General features: G+C 64.7%; 16 protein-coding genes. 8 read left to right on the top strand and 8 right to left on the bottom strand.

From position 1 onward, the window contains the following. Positions 1-8: 8 nt before the first annotated feature. On the bottom strand, positions 9-926 hold the full coding sequence (locus tag ACGLHR_RS24025) for an NAD kinase (protein ID WP_267606075.1): 918 nt from the start codon (positions 924-926) through the stop codon (positions 9-11). A 114-nt stretch (positions 927-1,040) separates the two neighbouring features. Here ACGLHR_RS24025 and hrcA point away from each other — a divergent pair, with 114 nt between their 5' ends. The 3 genes from hrcA to ACGLHR_RS24010 all read left to right on the top strand — a co-directional run bounded on the left by hrcA (position 1,041) and on the right by ACGLHR_RS24010 (position 3,735). Continuing rightward, complete coding sequence (hrcA, locus tag ACGLHR_RS24020) at positions 1,041-2,078, top strand: heat-inducible transcriptional repressor HrcA (RefSeq protein WP_267606076.1); 1,038 nt, start codon at positions 1,041-1,043, stop codon at positions 2,076-2,078. A gap of 112 nt (positions 2,079-2,190) precedes the next feature. Further along, entirely contained in the window at positions 2,191-3,306 is a 1,116-nt protein-coding gene (gene hemH, locus ACGLHR_RS24015) for a ferrochelatase (protein WP_400096649.1), read from the top strand. A 33-nt stretch (positions 3,307-3,339) separates the two neighbouring features. Then, positions 3,340-3,735, top strand: coding sequence for an RNA-binding S4 domain-containing protein (locus ACGLHR_RS24010; RefSeq protein WP_400096648.1), 396 nt, complete (start codon positions 3,340-3,342; stop codon positions 3,733-3,735). A gap of 44 nt (positions 3,736-3,779) precedes the next feature. Here the strand turns inward: ACGLHR_RS24010 and ACGLHR_RS24005 are convergent, their stop codons facing one another. Continuing rightward, positions 3,780-3,935 (bottom strand): hypothetical protein, encoded by a 156-nt coding sequence (locus tag ACGLHR_RS24005; RefSeq protein ID WP_267606080.1) that lies wholly within the window; start codon positions 3,933-3,935, stop codon positions 3,780-3,782. Positions 3,936-4,209: 274 nt separating this feature from the next. Between ACGLHR_RS24005 and grpE the strand changes: the two genes are divergently transcribed. Together grpE and ACGLHR_RS23995 are read left to right on the top strand one after the other, a co-directional pair. After that, positions 4,210-4,767, top strand: coding sequence for a nucleotide exchange factor GrpE (gene grpE / locus ACGLHR_RS24000; protein WP_267606081.1), 558 nt, complete (start codon positions 4,210-4,212; stop codon positions 4,765-4,767). 90 nt (positions 4,768-4,857) lie between these two features. Next, complete coding sequence (locus tag ACGLHR_RS23995; RefSeq protein ID WP_400096647.1) at positions 4,858-5,298, top strand: thioredoxin family protein; 441 nt, start codon at positions 4,858-4,860, stop codon at positions 5,296-5,298. Between the two features lie 5 nt (positions 5,299-5,303). On the opposite strand, the gene ACGLHR_RS23990 is transcribed toward ACGLHR_RS23995, so the two are convergent. Both ACGLHR_RS23990 and ACGLHR_RS23985 read right to left on the bottom strand, forming a co-directional pair. After that, on the bottom strand, positions 5,304-6,596 hold the full coding sequence (locus tag ACGLHR_RS23990; protein ID WP_400096646.1) for a phospholipase A: 1,293 nt from the start codon (positions 6,594-6,596) through the stop codon (positions 5,304-5,306). 146 nt (positions 6,597-6,742) lie between these two features. Further along, the gene (locus tag ACGLHR_RS23985; RefSeq protein ID WP_400096658.1) at positions 6,743-7,174 is read right to left on the bottom strand and encodes a DUF1841 family protein; all 432 of its coding nucleotides are present in this window, start codon (positions 7,172-7,174) and stop codon (positions 6,743-6,745) included. A gap of 147 nt (positions 7,175-7,321) precedes the next feature. On the opposite strand from ACGLHR_RS23985, the gene ACGLHR_RS23980 reads away from it, so the two are divergent. Both ACGLHR_RS23980 and ACGLHR_RS23975 read left to right on the top strand, forming a co-directional pair. Continuing rightward, positions 7,322-8,266, top strand: coding sequence for a DMT family transporter (locus ACGLHR_RS23980; RefSeq protein WP_400096645.1), 945 nt, complete (start codon positions 7,322-7,324; stop codon positions 8,264-8,266). 83 nt (positions 8,267-8,349) lie between these two features. Further along, on the top strand, positions 8,350-8,937 hold the full coding sequence (locus ACGLHR_RS23975; protein WP_267606085.1) for a malonic semialdehyde reductase: 588 nt from the start codon (positions 8,350-8,352) through the stop codon (positions 8,935-8,937). 608 nt (positions 8,938-9,545) lie between these two features. Here ACGLHR_RS23975 and nth read toward each other — a convergent pair. Together nth and rsxB are read right to left on the bottom strand one after the other, a co-directional pair. Beyond that, a complete protein-coding gene (nth, locus tag ACGLHR_RS23970; protein ID WP_267606086.1) occupies positions 9,546-10,190 on the bottom strand; it encodes an endonuclease III in 645 nt (214 codons plus the stop codon). Then, positions 10,187-11,011, bottom strand: coding sequence for an electron transport complex subunit RsxB (gene rsxB, locus ACGLHR_RS23965; protein ID WP_400096644.1), 825 nt, complete (start codon positions 11,009-11,011; stop codon positions 10,187-10,189). The genes nth and rsxB overlap by 4 nt, the downstream gene beginning before the upstream one ends. A gap of 190 nt (positions 11,012-11,201) precedes the next feature. Here rsxB and ACGLHR_RS23960 point away from each other — a divergent pair, with 190 nt between their 5' ends. Continuing rightward, a complete protein-coding gene (locus tag ACGLHR_RS23960; RefSeq protein ID WP_267606089.1) occupies positions 11,202-11,837 on the top strand; it encodes a TetR/AcrR family transcriptional regulator in 636 nt (211 codons plus the stop codon). Positions 11,838-11,913: 76 nt separating this feature from the next. Here the strand turns inward: ACGLHR_RS23960 and ACGLHR_RS23955 are convergent, their stop codons facing one another. Beyond that, positions 11,914-13,155, bottom strand: a complete 1,242-nt coding sequence (locus tag ACGLHR_RS23955) for a polyhydroxyalkanoate depolymerase (RefSeq protein WP_318230705.1) — start codon at positions 13,153-13,155, stop codon at positions 11,914-11,916. A 272-nt stretch (positions 13,156-13,427) separates the two neighbouring features. Continuing rightward, positions 13,428-14,624 (bottom strand): amino acid aminotransferase, encoded by a 1,197-nt coding sequence (locus tag ACGLHR_RS23950; RefSeq protein WP_400096643.1) that lies wholly within the window; start codon positions 14,622-14,624, stop codon positions 13,428-13,430. Positions 14,625-14,647 lie beyond the last annotated feature (23 nt).

The following is a 14,647-nucleotide window of genomic DNA, read 5'->3' as shown; positions in this document are numbered from 1 at the left end:
GGGGCGGATTAGAGCCGGTTGTCTTCGCTCGGGTACTCGTGCCAGTGCAGCTTCTTGCGCAGCGTGGCGTAATAGTTGTAGCCGATCGGGTGCAGCAGGTTGACGGTCTTGGCCGAGCGCCGCACCACGATGCGGTCGCCCGGCAGCAGCGAGGTCAGCGACTGCATGTCGAAGTTCACGCTGGCGTCGCGCGCCGTGGCGACCTCGATCGACACCTCGGCATCGTGCGGCAGGACGATCGGGCGGTTGGACAGCGCATGCGGGGCAATCGGCACCAACACCAGCCCCGACAAGGTAGGGTGCAGGATCGGGCCGCCTGCCGACAGCGCATAGGCGGTCGAGCCGGTCGGCGTGGAGACGATCAGGCCGTCGGAGCGCTGGTTGTACATGAAGTGGCCGTCCACCGACACCGCCAGCTCGACCATGCCGGAAATGCCGGAACGGTTGACCACGACGTCGTTGAAGGCCAGCGCGGAGAAGATCACGCCATCGTCGCGCACCACCTGGGACTCCAGCAGCATGCGGGTCTCGGACTCGTAGCGGCCCGCCAGCATGTCCGGGAGCACCGAGTGCACATCCTCCAACGGGATGTCGGTCATGAAGCCGAGGCGCCCATGGTTCACGCCGATCAGCGGCACCGGGTAGCCGGCCAGCTGGCGCGCCAGGCCCAGCAGGGTGCCGTCGCCGCCGAGCACCACCGCCACATCGGCATGCTTGCCGATTTCGTTGGGCGCCAGCGCCGGATAGTCGGTCAGCCCGGTGGCCAGGGCGGTTTCGCGCTCGAACACCACATCCTGGCCGTTCCTGAGGATACAGGCGGCCAGCTCTTCCAGCGGGCCCTCGATGCCGGCAGTGGCGTACCTGCCGATCAGGGCGACGGTGCGAAATGGGGCGCGCGCGGCGCCGGGCTTGGGGAGCGAAGACATGCCGGGATTAGACCATACCGCCGTGACCATTGTCAGCAGGAGGGCGCTCGCCGCCGGGCCGGATCGCGGATGAGCCGCCCGAATGGTGAAAACTTGCGTAAAATCAGGAACATCATGGATGAACGTGCGAAAACGCTTCTCAAAACCCTCATCGAGCGCTACATCGCCGAGGGGCTGCCCGTGGGCTCTCGAACCTTGTCGAAGTACTCGGGGCTCGACCTGTCTCCGGCGACCATCCGCAATGTGATGTCCGACCTGGAGGAAATGGGGTTCATTACCAGCCCGCATACCTCGGCCGGGCGTATCCCCACGCCGCGTGGCTATCGGCTGTTCGTCGATACCATGCTGACCGCCCAGCCGCTGGACGGCGCGCTCAACCTGGCCGAGCTGACCGGCAAGATCCGGGGCCAGCTGCAGGGCCAGCAGCTTGGGCCGCAACGGATGATCACCTCGGCGGCGCACACCTTGTCCAACCTGTCGCAATTCGCCGGCGTGGTGATGACGCCACGGCGCGCCCAGGCGTTCCGCCAGGTCGAATTCATGCGGCTGTCGGACAAGCGCATCCTGCTGATCATCGTCACCCCCGAGGGCGACGTGCAGAACCGCATCATCCAGACCGAGCTGCCGTACACCCCGTCCCAGCTGGTCGAAGCCGCCAATTTCATCAACTCGCACTTTGCCGGCATGAGTTTCGACAACGTGCGCAACCACCTGCGCGGCGAGCTGCAGGCGCTGCGCATGGATATGTCGCAGCTGATGCAGGCGGCGGTGGAGGCGGGCAGCAGCGCCATGGCCGAGGGGGACGACGATCACGTCTTCATTTCGGGCGAGCGCAAGCTGCTGGAGGTGGAGGACCTGTCCTCCAGCATGGAAAAGCTGCGCCGCCTGTTCGACGTGTTCGAGCACAAGACCGGCCTGCTCAAGCTGCTCGATGTCTCCAGCCACGCCCAGGGCGTGCAGATCTTCATCGGCGGCGAGAGCAAGCTGGTGCCGCTGGAAGACATGGCGGTCATTACCGCGCCCTACGAAGTCGACGGCCAGATCGTCGGCACGCTCGGGGTGATCGGGCCGACCCGCATGGCCTACGAACGGGTCATTCCGATCGTCGACATCACCGCGCGCCTGTTGTCCAGCGCGCTCAGCCAGAACTAGTGTTGGCCTGGCCCGGTCTCACAGACTGCCTGTTCCCCAGATCCTGTAAGCTCGGCGAGCCCTGGCTGGCGCGCGCCTTGTGCCCGCGCCGCCCCGCCACACCGGAAATTACATGACGTTTACTCCCGAACCGGCCTACCAGCATGGCCAGGCGCCGCGCACGGCCATCCTGTTGATCAACCTTGGCACGCCGGATGCGCCAACGCCGAAGGCGGTCGGAAGCTACCTCAAGCAGTTCCTGTCCGACCCGCGTGTGGTGGAGATCCCGCGCGCAGCCTGGCTGCCGCTGCTGTACGGCATCATCGTGCCGCTGCGCTCGCGCGCCTCGGCGATAAAGTACAAGTCGATCTGGCTGCGCGAGGCCCATATGACGGGTTCCCCGCTGCTGGTGCACACCGAGCGCCAGGCACACGCCCTGCAGCTGCTGCTGAACCAGCAAGGCCATGAGGTGACCGTGGCGTGCGCCATGCGCTACGGCAATCCGTCGATCGGCTCGGTGCTGGAAGCGTTGCGCCGCCAGGGGACAGAGCGCATCCTGCTGCTGCCGCTGTACCCGCAGTACTCCGGCACCACCACGGCGACGGGCTTCGACGAGGTGTTCCGGGTACTCAAGCAGTGGCGAAACCAGCCGGAGCTGCGGCTGGTCAAGCATTTCCACGACCATCCGGCGTACATTGCCGCCTTGCACCAGCAGGTGGGGGCATACTGGGCGCAGCATGGCACGCCGGATTTCGCGCGGGGCGACAAGCTGATCCTGTCGTTCCACGGCGTGCCGCGCCGCACGCTGGAACTCGGCGATCCCTATCATTGCGAGTGCCTCAAGACCGGGCGCCTGCTGGGCGAGGCACTGGGCCTGCAGCCTGGGCAGTACCAGGTCACTTTCCAGTCGCGCTTTGGCAAGGCGGAGTGGCTGCAGCCCTATACCGCGCCCACCTTGCAGGAACTTGGCAAGGTCGGCACCGGGCGGGTCGACGTGTTTTGTCCGGGCTTTCCGGCCGATTGCCTTGAGACACTGGAGGAGATCGCGATGGAAGGGCGCTCCGAGTTCCAAGTGGCAGGCGGCAAGGTGTTCCACTACATTCCTTGCCTCAACGATTCGGAAAGCTGGATTGCCGGGCTGGCGGAGATCGGCTTGCAGCACTTGCAGGGCTGGCCGCTGCGGCTGCCGCATCCGCATGAGCTGGAGGCCCGCCGCACGCAAGCGCAGACGCGCGGCGCCGCGGCATGAGCGTGGCGCTGCTCAACGCATGGAGGTGACGACATGAGTGTATCTTTCGAGGCCGATGCCCGCCTGCGCATCGATAAATGGCTATGGTGCGCGCGCTTCTTCAAGACCCGCTCGCTGGCCGCCGAGGCGGTGGAGCGTGGCAAGGTGCAGGTCAACGGCCAGGCGTGCAAGAATTCGCGCGAGGTGAAGCCGGGCGACACCGTCGTCCTGGAGGCGCACCAGCAACGCTGGGAAATCGTGGTGAAAGGGATTGCGGGGCTGCGCGGCCCGGCTGCGGTAGCCCAGACGCTCTATGCGGAAACCGAGGCCAGCGAGGCGCGCCGGCGGCAGGATGCCGAGAATCGGCGCCTTAACGTGGAGCCTGCATCGAAGCTGCAGGGGCGCCCGACCAAGCGTGACCGTCGGCAGATCGACGGGGTCAGAGGGTGAGGCGGACGGCCGCACGTGCAGTCGCCCGCAATCACCCGGCTGGGTCAGCGAACGTAGGGAACGATGTAATGCTTGAATACAGCCTTGCCGCTGCCGTATTCGGTGTCTCGTGGCGTGAAGGCGCCGGAGAGGCAGATGAAGGCTGTCATCACCGATAATGCGGCGAGAAGGAAGACCGTCAGAACAGGCAGCTTATGCATGGCTAACCTTTCGAGAGTGGCCCCACTTGAGTTGCATCTTCGACCCCGTTATTTTTGTCATTTTTATACGGTTTCATCTTAGGGTGTGCGCTGTTGCAAAGCAATATGACCCCTATTTCCGCGCACCCCCATTTGTAACCTTGTGTTTCAGTGCACCGTCGCTGTGCGCTCTTGAAAATTGAGGGCCTGCCACCAACTGCAGGCTACATTTGCCGATTGACCACCCGGCGGCCTGCGCCAGGCAGGCCGCGTCTTTGTTTTGATACGGATCGACATGGAAGAACAGAAGCAGACGCCATCCACCACGCCGCCGCTCACGCCAGCCAGCGAGGAGCTGAACACCGCCCCGGCCGGCCAGGCCGAGAACGCCGCCGCGGCGGACGTGGCGGCCCAGTTGGCCGCGCTTGAAGCCAAGGCCAAGGAGAACTACGACATGTTCCTGCGGGCTACCGCGGAGGGCGAGAACATCCGCCGCCGCGCCCAGGAGGACGTCGCCAAGGCCCATAAATTCGCCATTGAGACCTTTGCCGACTACCTGCTGCCCGTGATGGACAGCCTGCAGGCGGCGCTGGCCGACGGGTCGGGCGATATCGCCAAGCTGCGCGAAGGGGTCGAACTGACCGCCCGCCAGCTCGTCAGCGCTTTCGAGAAGGGCAAGATCGTCGAGCTGAACCCGGTTGGCGAGAAGTTCGATCCGCACCGTCACCAGGCCATTTCGATGGTGCCGGCGCCGCAGGAGCCGAACACCGTGGTCACGGTGCTGCAGCGCGGCTACACGATTGCTGATCGCGTGCTGCGCCCGGCGCTGGTCACGGTGTCCGCGCCCAAGTAAGCGCAACCCTCTTTGCTGTCCGCCCGGCGGGCTGGCACAAGCAACGCCCGGTGCCGCTGGCCCGGGCGTTTTCCATTGCTGGAGACGTCTATGTCCACAAAGCCAGACAACCCCGCCATGCCTGGCACCGCCGTGGATCCGGCGGCGCACCTGGACCACCGCGCCTTCGACGCGTTCGGCATGCGCGCGGTAGATGGCGCCGACATCGATGGCGCCATCGCCGCTGCCGGCGATGCGCTGGTCTGTGTGTTTTTCTGGGGGGTGGACTGCTTCAATTGCGAGATGGCGAAAAAAGCCATGCTGGCCAATCCGGCGCCGGTGCGGGCGCTGGAGCTGCACTGGCTGCACGCCAACGTCTATGCGCACCCGGAGCTGGGCAAGCGCTTCGGCCTGCACGGCATCCCGGTCTTCATGTTCTTCCACAAGGGCAAGAAGCTGGGGCGGGCCACCGGCTGGCATGGGCACGGCCAGTTTGCCGCGGCGGTGGCCAACGCGCGGCTGAAGGCTAGCGGCAAGCCGCTGGCCGGTTAGGCGGGTCAGCGCGACAGCGCGTATCCCAGCCGGAATTGCCAAGGCAGCTTGTGGTTGTAGTCCAGCAAGCTCTCGCCATAGCCGACTAAATAGCCTGCCATCAGGTAACCCGCCGTGCCGGGGATCAGCCTGGCCAGCGGATACGTCACCGACGCATCGACGCTGCCGTAGTACTTCTGCGTGCCTTTGCGCAGGGTGGTGGCGAACTCCCATGAGTCCGGCTTGCCGTAGGCCAGCTTCAGGTCCATGTAGCCCCGGTAGCTGGCAATGTCCGAGTTGTCGTTCTTCTCGATGTAGTAGTACAGCTTGGGCGAGACGCTCCAGTGCCAGTTGGTCATGTCCCCCAGATAAAACGTGGGTTTGACGAACACCGTATTGATGCTGCGCGACTGGTCGCCGTCGCGGCCATTCGACTCATGCTCCAGGCCGGCGGCGAGCGAGAGCCGGCTGATCACGCGGTTCTGCACCCCGGTGTCCGACAGGTAATAGAACAGGCTCGGCCGGTAGTTGGTGTCGCGGAACGGCCGCGAGTCGCTCGACAAATCCCACAGCGAAAACTGCGTGTAGCCGAAGTACAGGTTCTCAAGCAAGCCGCGCGAAGCCGGGTTCTCGCCCTGGTAGATGCGGAACTTGAAGCTGAACTGGAACTTGGCGTTGGCCCCGTCATGCGCCCCGGCCATGAAGTACATCGGGTCGTTGAAGGTCAGCCGCCCCTGGTCTTGCAGGTCTGGCTGGATGGGGGCCGCCTGGCTGGCGGCTGCTACCGGGATGACAGGCACAACCGGCGCAGCCTGGGGGCTGCCTTCGACACTTGTTGCGGGTGCCGGGGTTGCCGCGACCTGGGCCGATGGCGGGTCGTCGGCGCGCGGGGCGCGGTTGAGCGTGACCAGCACAGGCGCGGCGTCGATGTCCACGGGATCCAGCCGCACCACGCCACGCAGGTTGGGCGGCAATGCCGCGCTGTACGCGACGGTGCGGTGCTCGCCCTTGCGCAATTTGATCGTGGCGGGACCCACGGTGACGCGTTGCATGCTGAGCCTGACGGGGGCCTGCAGATCGGCCGAAGCCGTGACGTCGATCGCCTGGGGGACGAGGAAGCTACGGTTCGCGCCGTCGGCGCTCAACAACAAGGTCAGGGTCAGGGGCTTGGTGCCGTCGACCACCTTTGGTGGCTGCAGCAGTGCCACGGCAGCGTGGCTAGATAGCGGCCAGGCGGCCAGGAGGGCGAGCGCCAGCAGGAGAGCGCGGGGCTTGGCCGCGGCGCGGCAGATCTCGGGCTTGAGCGTGCTGGGCAGCATGGGATAAGGGCAGCGCAGCCTCGCGAAGAGGTGATGCGCGCGCGGCAGGATATTGCGACGCGGTACAGCCTATCACGTGACTATCACGCCATGCGCCGGAATTTTGTGATGATTTGTACCCAGCTCCGATGGGTCCGGGACGTCACCTAGCGGGTAGCGCGGCGCTGGATCGAGGCGATGTATTGCTCGCCATCCGGTGGCATGCCGGTGCGCTGTGCCTGCCAAAGCATTTCGCCGAGGCATTCCATGACCTGATGCTGCGCCTCGTGCGGTGAGTCCAGGCGCTGCACCAGGGATTCGTAGGCGCGGCGGATGCCCGGGGGCTGGTCGATGGATACCTGCTCGGAGATCGACAGGTGCATGGCCAGGTGCAGGAAGGGATTGGTCTGGCCGCCTTCAGGCGTGTAATCCTGAGTCAGCGCGCCTTCCGTGTCGGTGAGCAGGCTGTGATACTCGGGATGCTCGCCGATCCAGTCGACCGCAATGACTTCGAGGGGGGTGAGGACGCTGCCTGCGCGTTGCTTCTGCCAGGCTTCGCAGAAAAAACGGCGGACTTCTTCGCGGGAGGGATTGAACATGATGCCCGCTATTGTAAACGAGCTCATCCACTGCTGCAGCGCAGCGCAAGTCCGCCGCCCGCAAGCTGACCGAATCGGCCTGCCAGCCACTAGAATGAATGCGGCGTTGCCCGGCGTCGCCGGCCCATTTCCTTCCCGCGCGCCGCCATGTCCGCTTCCCGCTCCTCCTCCGCCAGTGTCCGGCCGCCCCTGCGTCACGCCCGTGAGCAGCTCGCGGGCGTGTTGCTGATCGCCCTGTCGGCCAGCGCCTTTGGCGCCATGGCAATCTTCGCGCGCTTTGCCTACGACGCGGGTGCCGATGTCTACGGCCTGCTTGCGGTGCGTTTCGTGCTGGCCGCGGGCGCGCTGGCGTTCGCGATGCGCCTGCGTGGCGTTAGCCTGCCGGGCTGGCGCAAGGTGCTGGCGCTGGCCGCCATGGGCGGCATCGGCTATGTCGGTCAGTCGTTCTGCTTTTTCACCGCGCTCAATCATGCCCAGGCCAGCCTGGTGGCCTTGCTGCTTTACCTGTACCCGCTCTTTGTCACCATCCTCGCCGCCGTTTTCCTCAAGGAACGGCTGGGCACGGCATCCGTGATCGCGCTCGTGCTGTGCTCGGTCGGGGCGGGGCTCACGGTGGGCGGTGGCCAGGGCTCGGCGCTGGGCATCGGGCTTGGGCTGGCCTCGGCCGCGATCTACTCGGTCTACATCATCGTGGGCGCGCGCGTGACGGCGGGTGTCAATCCTCTGGCCACCACCACCGTGGTGTGCAGTGCGGCGGCGGTGGTCTACGTCGTGGTGGGGATGTTGCGCGCGGGCGCCGGCGTGCCCCCGCAGTTCCCGCAGAGCGTCGCGGGCTGGCTGGCGATGCTGGCGATCGCGCTGCTGTCCACGGTCCTGGCGATCCTGACCTTCTTTGCCGGCTTGCAACGGCTTGGCGCGGCGCGGGCTTCGATGTTGTCCACATTGGAGCCGGTGGTAACGGTGATCTTGGCGGCGCTTTTGCTGGGGGAGCATGTGGGGCTGACGCAGGCGCTTGGCGGTGGCTTGATCCTGGCGGGCGTGCTTTGGCTGACCCGCAAGGGTTCCAGCGCGCAGGATGTGCAACAGAATTGAATCCCTTGCTCAAAATCGCTAGTGGGGCGGGGCGGCGTCTTAGATACAATCCGGCTCTTACTTCTTGTTCAGGAACCGACCGCATGAAACCGATCGACCAGGTTGCAATCGCCCAGCTGTTCACCGAAGCGCGTACCCACAACGTGTGGCAAGACCGTCAAGTGGACGATGCCGTGCTTCACCAGATCTATGACGCGATGAAGTTTGGCCCGACGGCTGCCAACGGTTCGCCGGCGCGCATCGTCTTCGTCAAGAGCGTGGCGGAAAAGGCTCGCTTGGTCGAGTGCGTGTCGGCAGGCAACGTCGAGAAGACCCGCTCGGCTCCGGTCACCGCCATCGTCGCCTTCGACAACGCCTTCCACGATCAGCTGCCCAAGCTGTTCCCGCACGCCGATGCGCGTTCGTGGTACGCCGGCCAGCCGGAAAAGATCGCCCGCGACGCACTGATGAACAGCTCGCTGCAAGGCGGCTATTTCATCCTGGCCGCGCGCGCCCTTGGCCTGGATTGCGGCCCGATGGCCGGTTTCGATGCCGCCAAGGTCAATGCTGCCTTCTTCGCCGACGGCAAGTGGTCGGTCAATTTCCTGGTGAACCTGGGCTATGGCGAGGCTGACAAGCTGTTCCCGCGCAGCCCGCGGCTGTCGTTCGACGAAGCCTGCCGCATTGTTTGAGCGCAAGCGCCGGCAGATAAAAAAAGACCCGCCAATGCGCGGGTCTCAGGCTGCTGACAGAGGTGCAAATTCAACTGCTTAACGTCAAAAGCTCAAAGGCTTAAAGTCAAAGGCAGTTTCACCTCCCCTGCGGGGAGGCGACCTACTTTCTTGTCTCGCCAAGAAAGTAGGCAAAGAAGGCGACCCGGATGCGGCGAAAGACTCCTCGTCGGCAAGCCAAAAGAGCGGCCGGGACCCAAACTCACATCGCCTTAGGGCGATGCTCAGACATGGGTCCCTCTTTTCCGCTCTTTTGGCTTGCCGACGAGGCGCCGCATAACGGGAGATGAAAGGCGCCACGGCTCGCTGCGCATCGCGCGTGGGTGATTTCCGCCTGGCCGGCGGAAATCACGGCTACACCGAATGGTTCTCTATTCCCGCCGGTTTGCTCCCCTCTCCCACTTGTGGGAGAGGGGCCGGGGGAGAGGGCGGGCGCTCGCACAGAGTGAGCGCATGCACTTCGTAGTGCCTCCCGCCCTCCCCGCGCGCGGGAGAGGCGAGCGCGACAACGTAAATCGACCTTTGTCGGCAAGCTGAAACCCGCCAAAGCGCGGGTTTTTTTCCTGCGCTCAGATGCGCGGCGCCTCGGTTTTCTCGCGGTATTCGCACAGTGGCTCGATCGCGCAGTGCCAGCACTCGGGCTTGCGCGCCTTGCAAACATAGCGCCCATGCAGGATCAGCCAGTGGTGCGCATCATGCATGAACTCCTGCGGCACCGTCTTGAGGAGCTTCTGCTCGACCACTTGTACGTTCTTGCCGGGCGCCAGGCCGGTGCGGTTGGCCACCCGGAAGATATGCGTGTCGACGGCGATGGTGGCCTCGCCGAACGCGGTATTGAGCACCACGTTGGCGGTCTTGCGGCCCACGCCCGGCAGGGCCTCCAGCGCGGCCCGGTCGCGCGGCACCTGGCCGCCGTGCTGCTCGACCAGGATGCGGCAGGTCGCGATGACATGCTTGGCCTTGGTCTTGTACAAGCCGATGGTCTTGATGTATTCGATCAGCCCGTCCTCGCCCAGCGCCAGCATCTGCTCCGGGCTGTGCGCCACGGGGTAGAGCTTGCGCGTGGCCTTGTTCACGCCCACGTCGGTGGCCTGCGCGGACAGCAGCACGGCAATCAGCAGCTCGAACGGCGAGCTGTATTCCAGCTCGGTGACAGGGGTCGGGTTGACTTCGCGCAGTGTCTCGAACAGGGCGCGGCACTTGGCTGCGTTCATTCGTCCTTGGGGGCTGGGTTGGGGCCGGGCGCGGCAGCCGGATCGGGCTGGCCCGGCGGGGCTGTCAGGCCGGGCCTGGCGCGGCGGGCCTCGGCGGCGTCGATCTGGGCCTGCACGGCAGGCGAGACGTTCTCGGTATTGCGCGGCTGCACCGCTTGCTGCTTCAGGCGCGCCCGCTCGATGGCGGCCTGGATGATGGCCTGCTTGCGTGCCTGCGCCGCCCGTTCCTCTTCGCTTTGCGTGGTTTCGGCTTGTAGCGCCTGCAGTTTGGCGGCCGCCTTGGCCGCCAGGCGCGCATCGTTTTCCTCGCGCTCGCACACGAGGCGCGAGCGGCGGGCGAGGTAGCGCGCGTGGGCTTCGTCCGCTTGCGCCTGCGACCAGGCGGCCCAGCCGGTACGCTGCGCGGTGACGGGAATCATGGCGATGCAATCGACGGGGCAGGGCGCCACGCAGAGGTCGCAGCCGGTGCACCAGTCCGCCAGTACGGTATGCATCTGCTTGGGCGCGCCAACGATGGCGTCGACCGGGCAAGCCTGGATGCATAGCGTGCAGCCGATGCACAGCGCTTCATCGATCACCGCCACCGCGCGCGCCTGTTCCACGCCCCGCTCCGGGTCCAGCGGCTGCGGCGGCGTGCCAAGCAGCGCCGACAGGCGGCGGATGCCTTCCTCCCCGCCCGGCGGGCAGCGATTGCAGGCTGCTTCGCCCGCTGCCATGGCTTCGGCATAGGGACGGCAGCCGTCGAAGCCGCACTTGGTGCATTGGGTCTGCGGCAGCAGGGCTTCGAGGCGATCGGCGAGGGTCTGGGAAATAGCGGTCACGACAGCTTTTGGTGTTTGCGGGTACGGCGCGGATGCCGTTCTCTTTTTTCCTGGCCGGAACGGGCACGCGGCAGGGATTATCCCCGATTTCGCCGCAGTGCAGAAACGCGCGATGATGCGCCCTTTGCCGGGGCCGCTGCGCGCTAGTTGCCCTGTGCCATAATCCGCGCAACGATTTACCAGCCGTCGCATGCGAAACGAAACCAGAACCAAGCGGGACCCCGAGGGAACACGCCGCCGCATCCTTGATGCGGCCACCGAGGAATTTGCCAAGGGTGGCCTGGCCGGCGCGCGCGTCGACCAGATCGCGCGCCGCGCCGAGACCAACGAGCGCATGCTGTACTACTACTATGGCAGCAAGGAAGGCTTGTTCCTGGCCGTCCTTGAAAAACAATATGCGGAGTTTCGCGCTGCTGAGGAGCAGTTGCACATCGTCGACGAGGATCCCGTGGAGGCGGTACGCACGCTGGCTCGCTTCGTCTGGGACTGGTACTACCGCAATCCCGAGTTCATCCGCCTGGTCAACAGCGAGAACCTGCACGAGGCGCGCCACCTGAAGAAGTCCACCCAGCTGCACCAGCTGATCAACCCGGTGGTCAACGTGCTTGCGGATATCGTCAAGCGGGGCCAGCGGCAGGGCGTGTTCCGCGACAACGTCGACGTCTCGCAGCTATACCTGACGATCTCCGCGCTCGGCTACTACGTGCTGTCCAACCGCTACACCATCAGCGCGGTGATCGGGCGCGACGTGGCGGCGCAGGACGAGCATGAGCGCTTTGCCGAGCTGCACACCGATATGTTGCTGGCTTACCTGGAGCGCCGCTGAGGCATGTAGCGGTGACAGCCCAATGAAAAACGCCCGCGGCAGGCAAGCGGGCGTTTTTCATGGCTGGCAATGCGGCTCAACGATACTTGAGCACGAAATCGCGCAGCTCGGGGTAAATCTCCTGGCGCCAGCGGCGACCGGAGAAGATCCCGTAGTGGCCGCACTTGGTCGCGGTGATGTGCTGCTTGCGCGCCTTGGGAATGCCCGCGCAGAGCTCATGCGCGGCGGCGGTCTGGCCGGCGCCCGAGATGTCGTCCAGCTCGCCCTCGATCGTCAGCAGCGCGGTGCCCTTGATGTCCTGTGGGCGCACCGGCTGGCCATCGATCTCCCAGGTGCCGTTGGCAAGCCGGAATTCCTGGAACACTTCACGGATGGTGTCGAGGTAGTACTCGGCGTCCATGTCGAGCACGGCGTTGTACTCGTCGTAGAAGCGCACATGGGCTTCGGCGTCGTCGGCATCGCCCTCGACCAGGTTCAGGTAATAGTCGTAGTGCGAGGACAGGTGGCGGTCAGGGTTCATCGCCACGAAACCGGCGTGCTGGAGGAAGCCCGGATACACCTTGCGGCCATGGCCCGGGTAATTCGCCGGCACCGTATAGATCACATTGTTCTCGAACCACTCGAACGACTTGTTGGTCGCCAGCGAATTCACCGCCGTGGGGCTGCGCCGCGCGTCGATGGGGCCGCCCATCATGGTCATGGTCTTGGGCGTCTTCTCGCCGGCGGATGCCAGCAGGGAGATGGCCGCGAGCACCGGGACCGTAGGCTGGCACACGGAGATCACATGCAGGTTTTCCGCGCCGATATGGCGGATGAAATCCTGGATGTAATGAATGTAGTCCGCCAGGCGGAAGCGGCCGTTCTCGACCGGCACCATGCGGGCATCGATCCAGTCGGTCACATAGACCTTGTGATCCTGCAGCAGGGTCTTCACGGTGTCTCGCAGCAGCGTCGAGTGGTGGCCGGACAGTGGGGCGCACACCAGCACCACCGGCTCATCCTTGAGCAGCTTGATGGTTTCCGGGTCGTCCGCGTAGCGCTTGAAACGCACTAGTTTGCAGAAAGGCTTTTCGATGATGGTCTGTTCCACGATCGGGATGTCCCGGCCGTTGGATCGTACCGATTTGATATCGAATTCGGGCTTTTCGTATTCCTTGCCGAGCCGGTACAGCAACTCGTAGCCGGCAGCCAGTCGCGTGGCGCCGGGAACCAGGGACATCGGGCTCAGGGGATTGGTAAAGGTCTTGGCCGTAGCCTGCGCCCATGCGGTAAGCGGGTGCAGCATCGAGCGCTGGAATTCATGCAGCTGGTAAAGCATGACGTGGTCCCTATCAGGCTGGGGGCGAAGCTGGAATTCAACGCCTGGACAATACAAATGCAACAAACACAGTTGCTAATGTGTTACCGATTATGCTCGTAATCGAACGATCGTGCGATGCAGCATATACCGTAAAGTACGCCCGCATCGGAAAAAGACAATAGGACAAACACTGTAATTCCCGATGACAAATGCAAAAGATCGTTAAAAATTGTCACGAGATACGAAAAAGGCGACCGAAGCCGCCTTTTATGCACTTTACGCGTTCAGCGTTACAGCACGGCGGCGATGGCGTTGACCACCGCGTCGATGTTGCGGCTGTTCAGGGCGGCCACGCAGATGCGGCCGGTGCCCACGGCGTAGATGCCGTGCTCGTTGCGCAGCACGTCGACCTGGGCCGCGTTCAGGCCCGAGTACGAGAACATGCCGCGCTGGGCCTTGACGAAGGAGAAGTCGCCCGGCACGCCCTTCGCGGCCAGCTTGTCCACCAGCGCATGGCGCATCAGCTTGATGCGGTCGCGCATCTCGCCCAGTTCCTGCTCCCACATGGCGCGCAGTTCCGGGCTGTTCAGCACGGTGGCGACCACGGTGCCGCCGTGGGTCGGCGGGTTGGAGTAGTTGGTGCGGATGACGCGCTTGACCTGCGACATCACGCGCTGGGCTTCTTCCTTGTCCGTGGTGACGATCGACAGCGCGCCCACGCGCTCGCCGTACAGCGAGAAGCTCTTCGAGAACGAGCTCGAGACGAAGAACGGCAGGCCGGATTCGGCGAACAGGCGCACTGCCGCGCCGTCCGGCTCGATGCCTTGCGCGAAGCCCTGGTAGGCCATGTCGAGGAACGGGATCAGGTTGCGTTCCTTGATCAGGCCAACCACTTGCTGCCATTGCTCGGCCGAGAGGTCGACACCGGTCGGGTTGTGGCAGCAGGCATGCAGCACCACGATGGTGTTGGCGTCGTACGACTTGAGCGACTCCACCATGCCGGCGAAATTCAGGCCGTGGCTGGCAGCATCGTAGTAGGCGTAGTTGATCACGGGGAAACCGGCTGCCTCGAACAGGGCGCGGTGGTTTTCCCAGCTCGGGTCGCTGATGGCGACCTTGGCATCCGGGTACAGGCGCTTGAGGAAGTCGGCGCCGATCTTCAGCGCGCCGGTGCCACCAAGTGCCTGAGCGGTCACAACGCGGCCTTCGGTGATCAGCGGCGATTCCTTGCCGAACAGCAGGGTCTGCACGGCCTGGTCGTAGGCGGCGATGCCTTCGATCGGCAGGTAGCCACGCGGGGTGGCGGTGGTCAGGCGAGCCTTTTCGGCTTCCTGCACGGCGCGCAGCAGAGGGATTTTCCCTTCGTCGGTGAAGTACACGCCAACACCCAGATTGACCTTGGTGGCACGGGTATCGGCATTGAAGGCTTCATTCAGGCCCAGGATCGGGTCGCGTGGGGCCATCTCGACGGCAGAAAACAAACTCATTTGGGATCTCGTGGTCAGCTATG

Origin of the sequence: Cupriavidus sp. CuC1, assembly GCF_044627735.1 — a bacterium.
In the GTDB taxonomy this organism is placed as follows: domain Bacteria; phylum Pseudomonadota; class Gammaproteobacteria; order Burkholderiales; family Burkholderiaceae; genus Cupriavidus; species Cupriavidus ulmosensis.
This window is presented reverse-complemented; position numbering and strand designations above follow the sequence as displayed.

Bases quoted from the DNA above. Each gene is read 5' to 3' on its own strand.
- ACGLHR_RS24025 (WP_267606075.1), bottom strand. From the start codon at position 926: ATGTCTTCGCTCCCCAAGCCCGGCGCCGCGCGCGCCCCATTTCGCACC.
- hrcA (WP_267606076.1), top strand. From the start codon at position 1,041: ATGGATGAACGTGCGAAAACGCTTCTCAAAACCCTCATCGAGCGCTAC.
- hemH (WP_400096649.1), top strand. From the start codon at position 2,191: ATGACGTTTACTCCCGAACCGGCCTACCAGCATGGCCAGGCGCCGCGC.
- ACGLHR_RS24010 (WP_400096648.1), top strand. From the start codon at position 3,340: ATGAGTGTATCTTTCGAGGCCGATGCCCGCCTGCGCATCGATAAATGG.
- ACGLHR_RS24005 (WP_267606080.1), bottom strand. From the start codon at position 3,935: ATGCATAAGCTGCCTGTTCTGACGGTCTTCCTTCTCGCCGCATTATCG.
- grpE (WP_267606081.1), top strand. From the start codon at position 4,210: ATGGAAGAACAGAAGCAGACGCCATCCACCACGCCGCCGCTCACGCCA.
- ACGLHR_RS23995 (WP_400096647.1), top strand. From the start codon at position 4,858: ATGTCCACAAAGCCAGACAACCCCGCCATGCCTGGCACCGCCGTGGAT.
- ACGLHR_RS23990 (WP_400096646.1), bottom strand. From the start codon at position 6,596: ATGCTGCCCAGCACGCTCAAGCCCGAGATCTGCCGCGCCGCGGCCAAG.
- ACGLHR_RS23985 (WP_400096658.1), bottom strand. From the start codon at position 7,174: ATGTTCAATCCCTCCCGCGAAGAAGTCCGCCGTTTTTTCTGCGAAGCC.
- ACGLHR_RS23980 (WP_400096645.1), top strand. From the start codon at position 7,322: ATGTCCGCTTCCCGCTCCTCCTCCGCCAGTGTCCGGCCGCCCCTGCGT.
- ACGLHR_RS23975 (WP_267606085.1), top strand. From the start codon at position 8,350: ATGAAACCGATCGACCAGGTTGCAATCGCCCAGCTGTTCACCGAAGCG.
- nth (WP_267606086.1), bottom strand. From the start codon at position 10,190: ATGAACGCAGCCAAGTGCCGCGCCCTGTTCGAGACACTGCGCGAAGTC.
- ACGLHR_RS23960 (WP_267606089.1), top strand. From the start codon at position 11,202: ATGCGAAACGAAACCAGAACCAAGCGGGACCCCGAGGGAACACGCCGC.
- ACGLHR_RS23955 (WP_318230705.1), bottom strand. From the start codon at position 13,155: ATGCTTTACCAGCTGCATGAATTCCAGCGCTCGATGCTGCACCCGCTT.
- ACGLHR_RS23950 (WP_400096643.1), bottom strand. From the start codon at position 14,624: ATGAGTTTGTTTTCTGCCGTCGAGATGGCCCCACGCGACCCGATCCTG.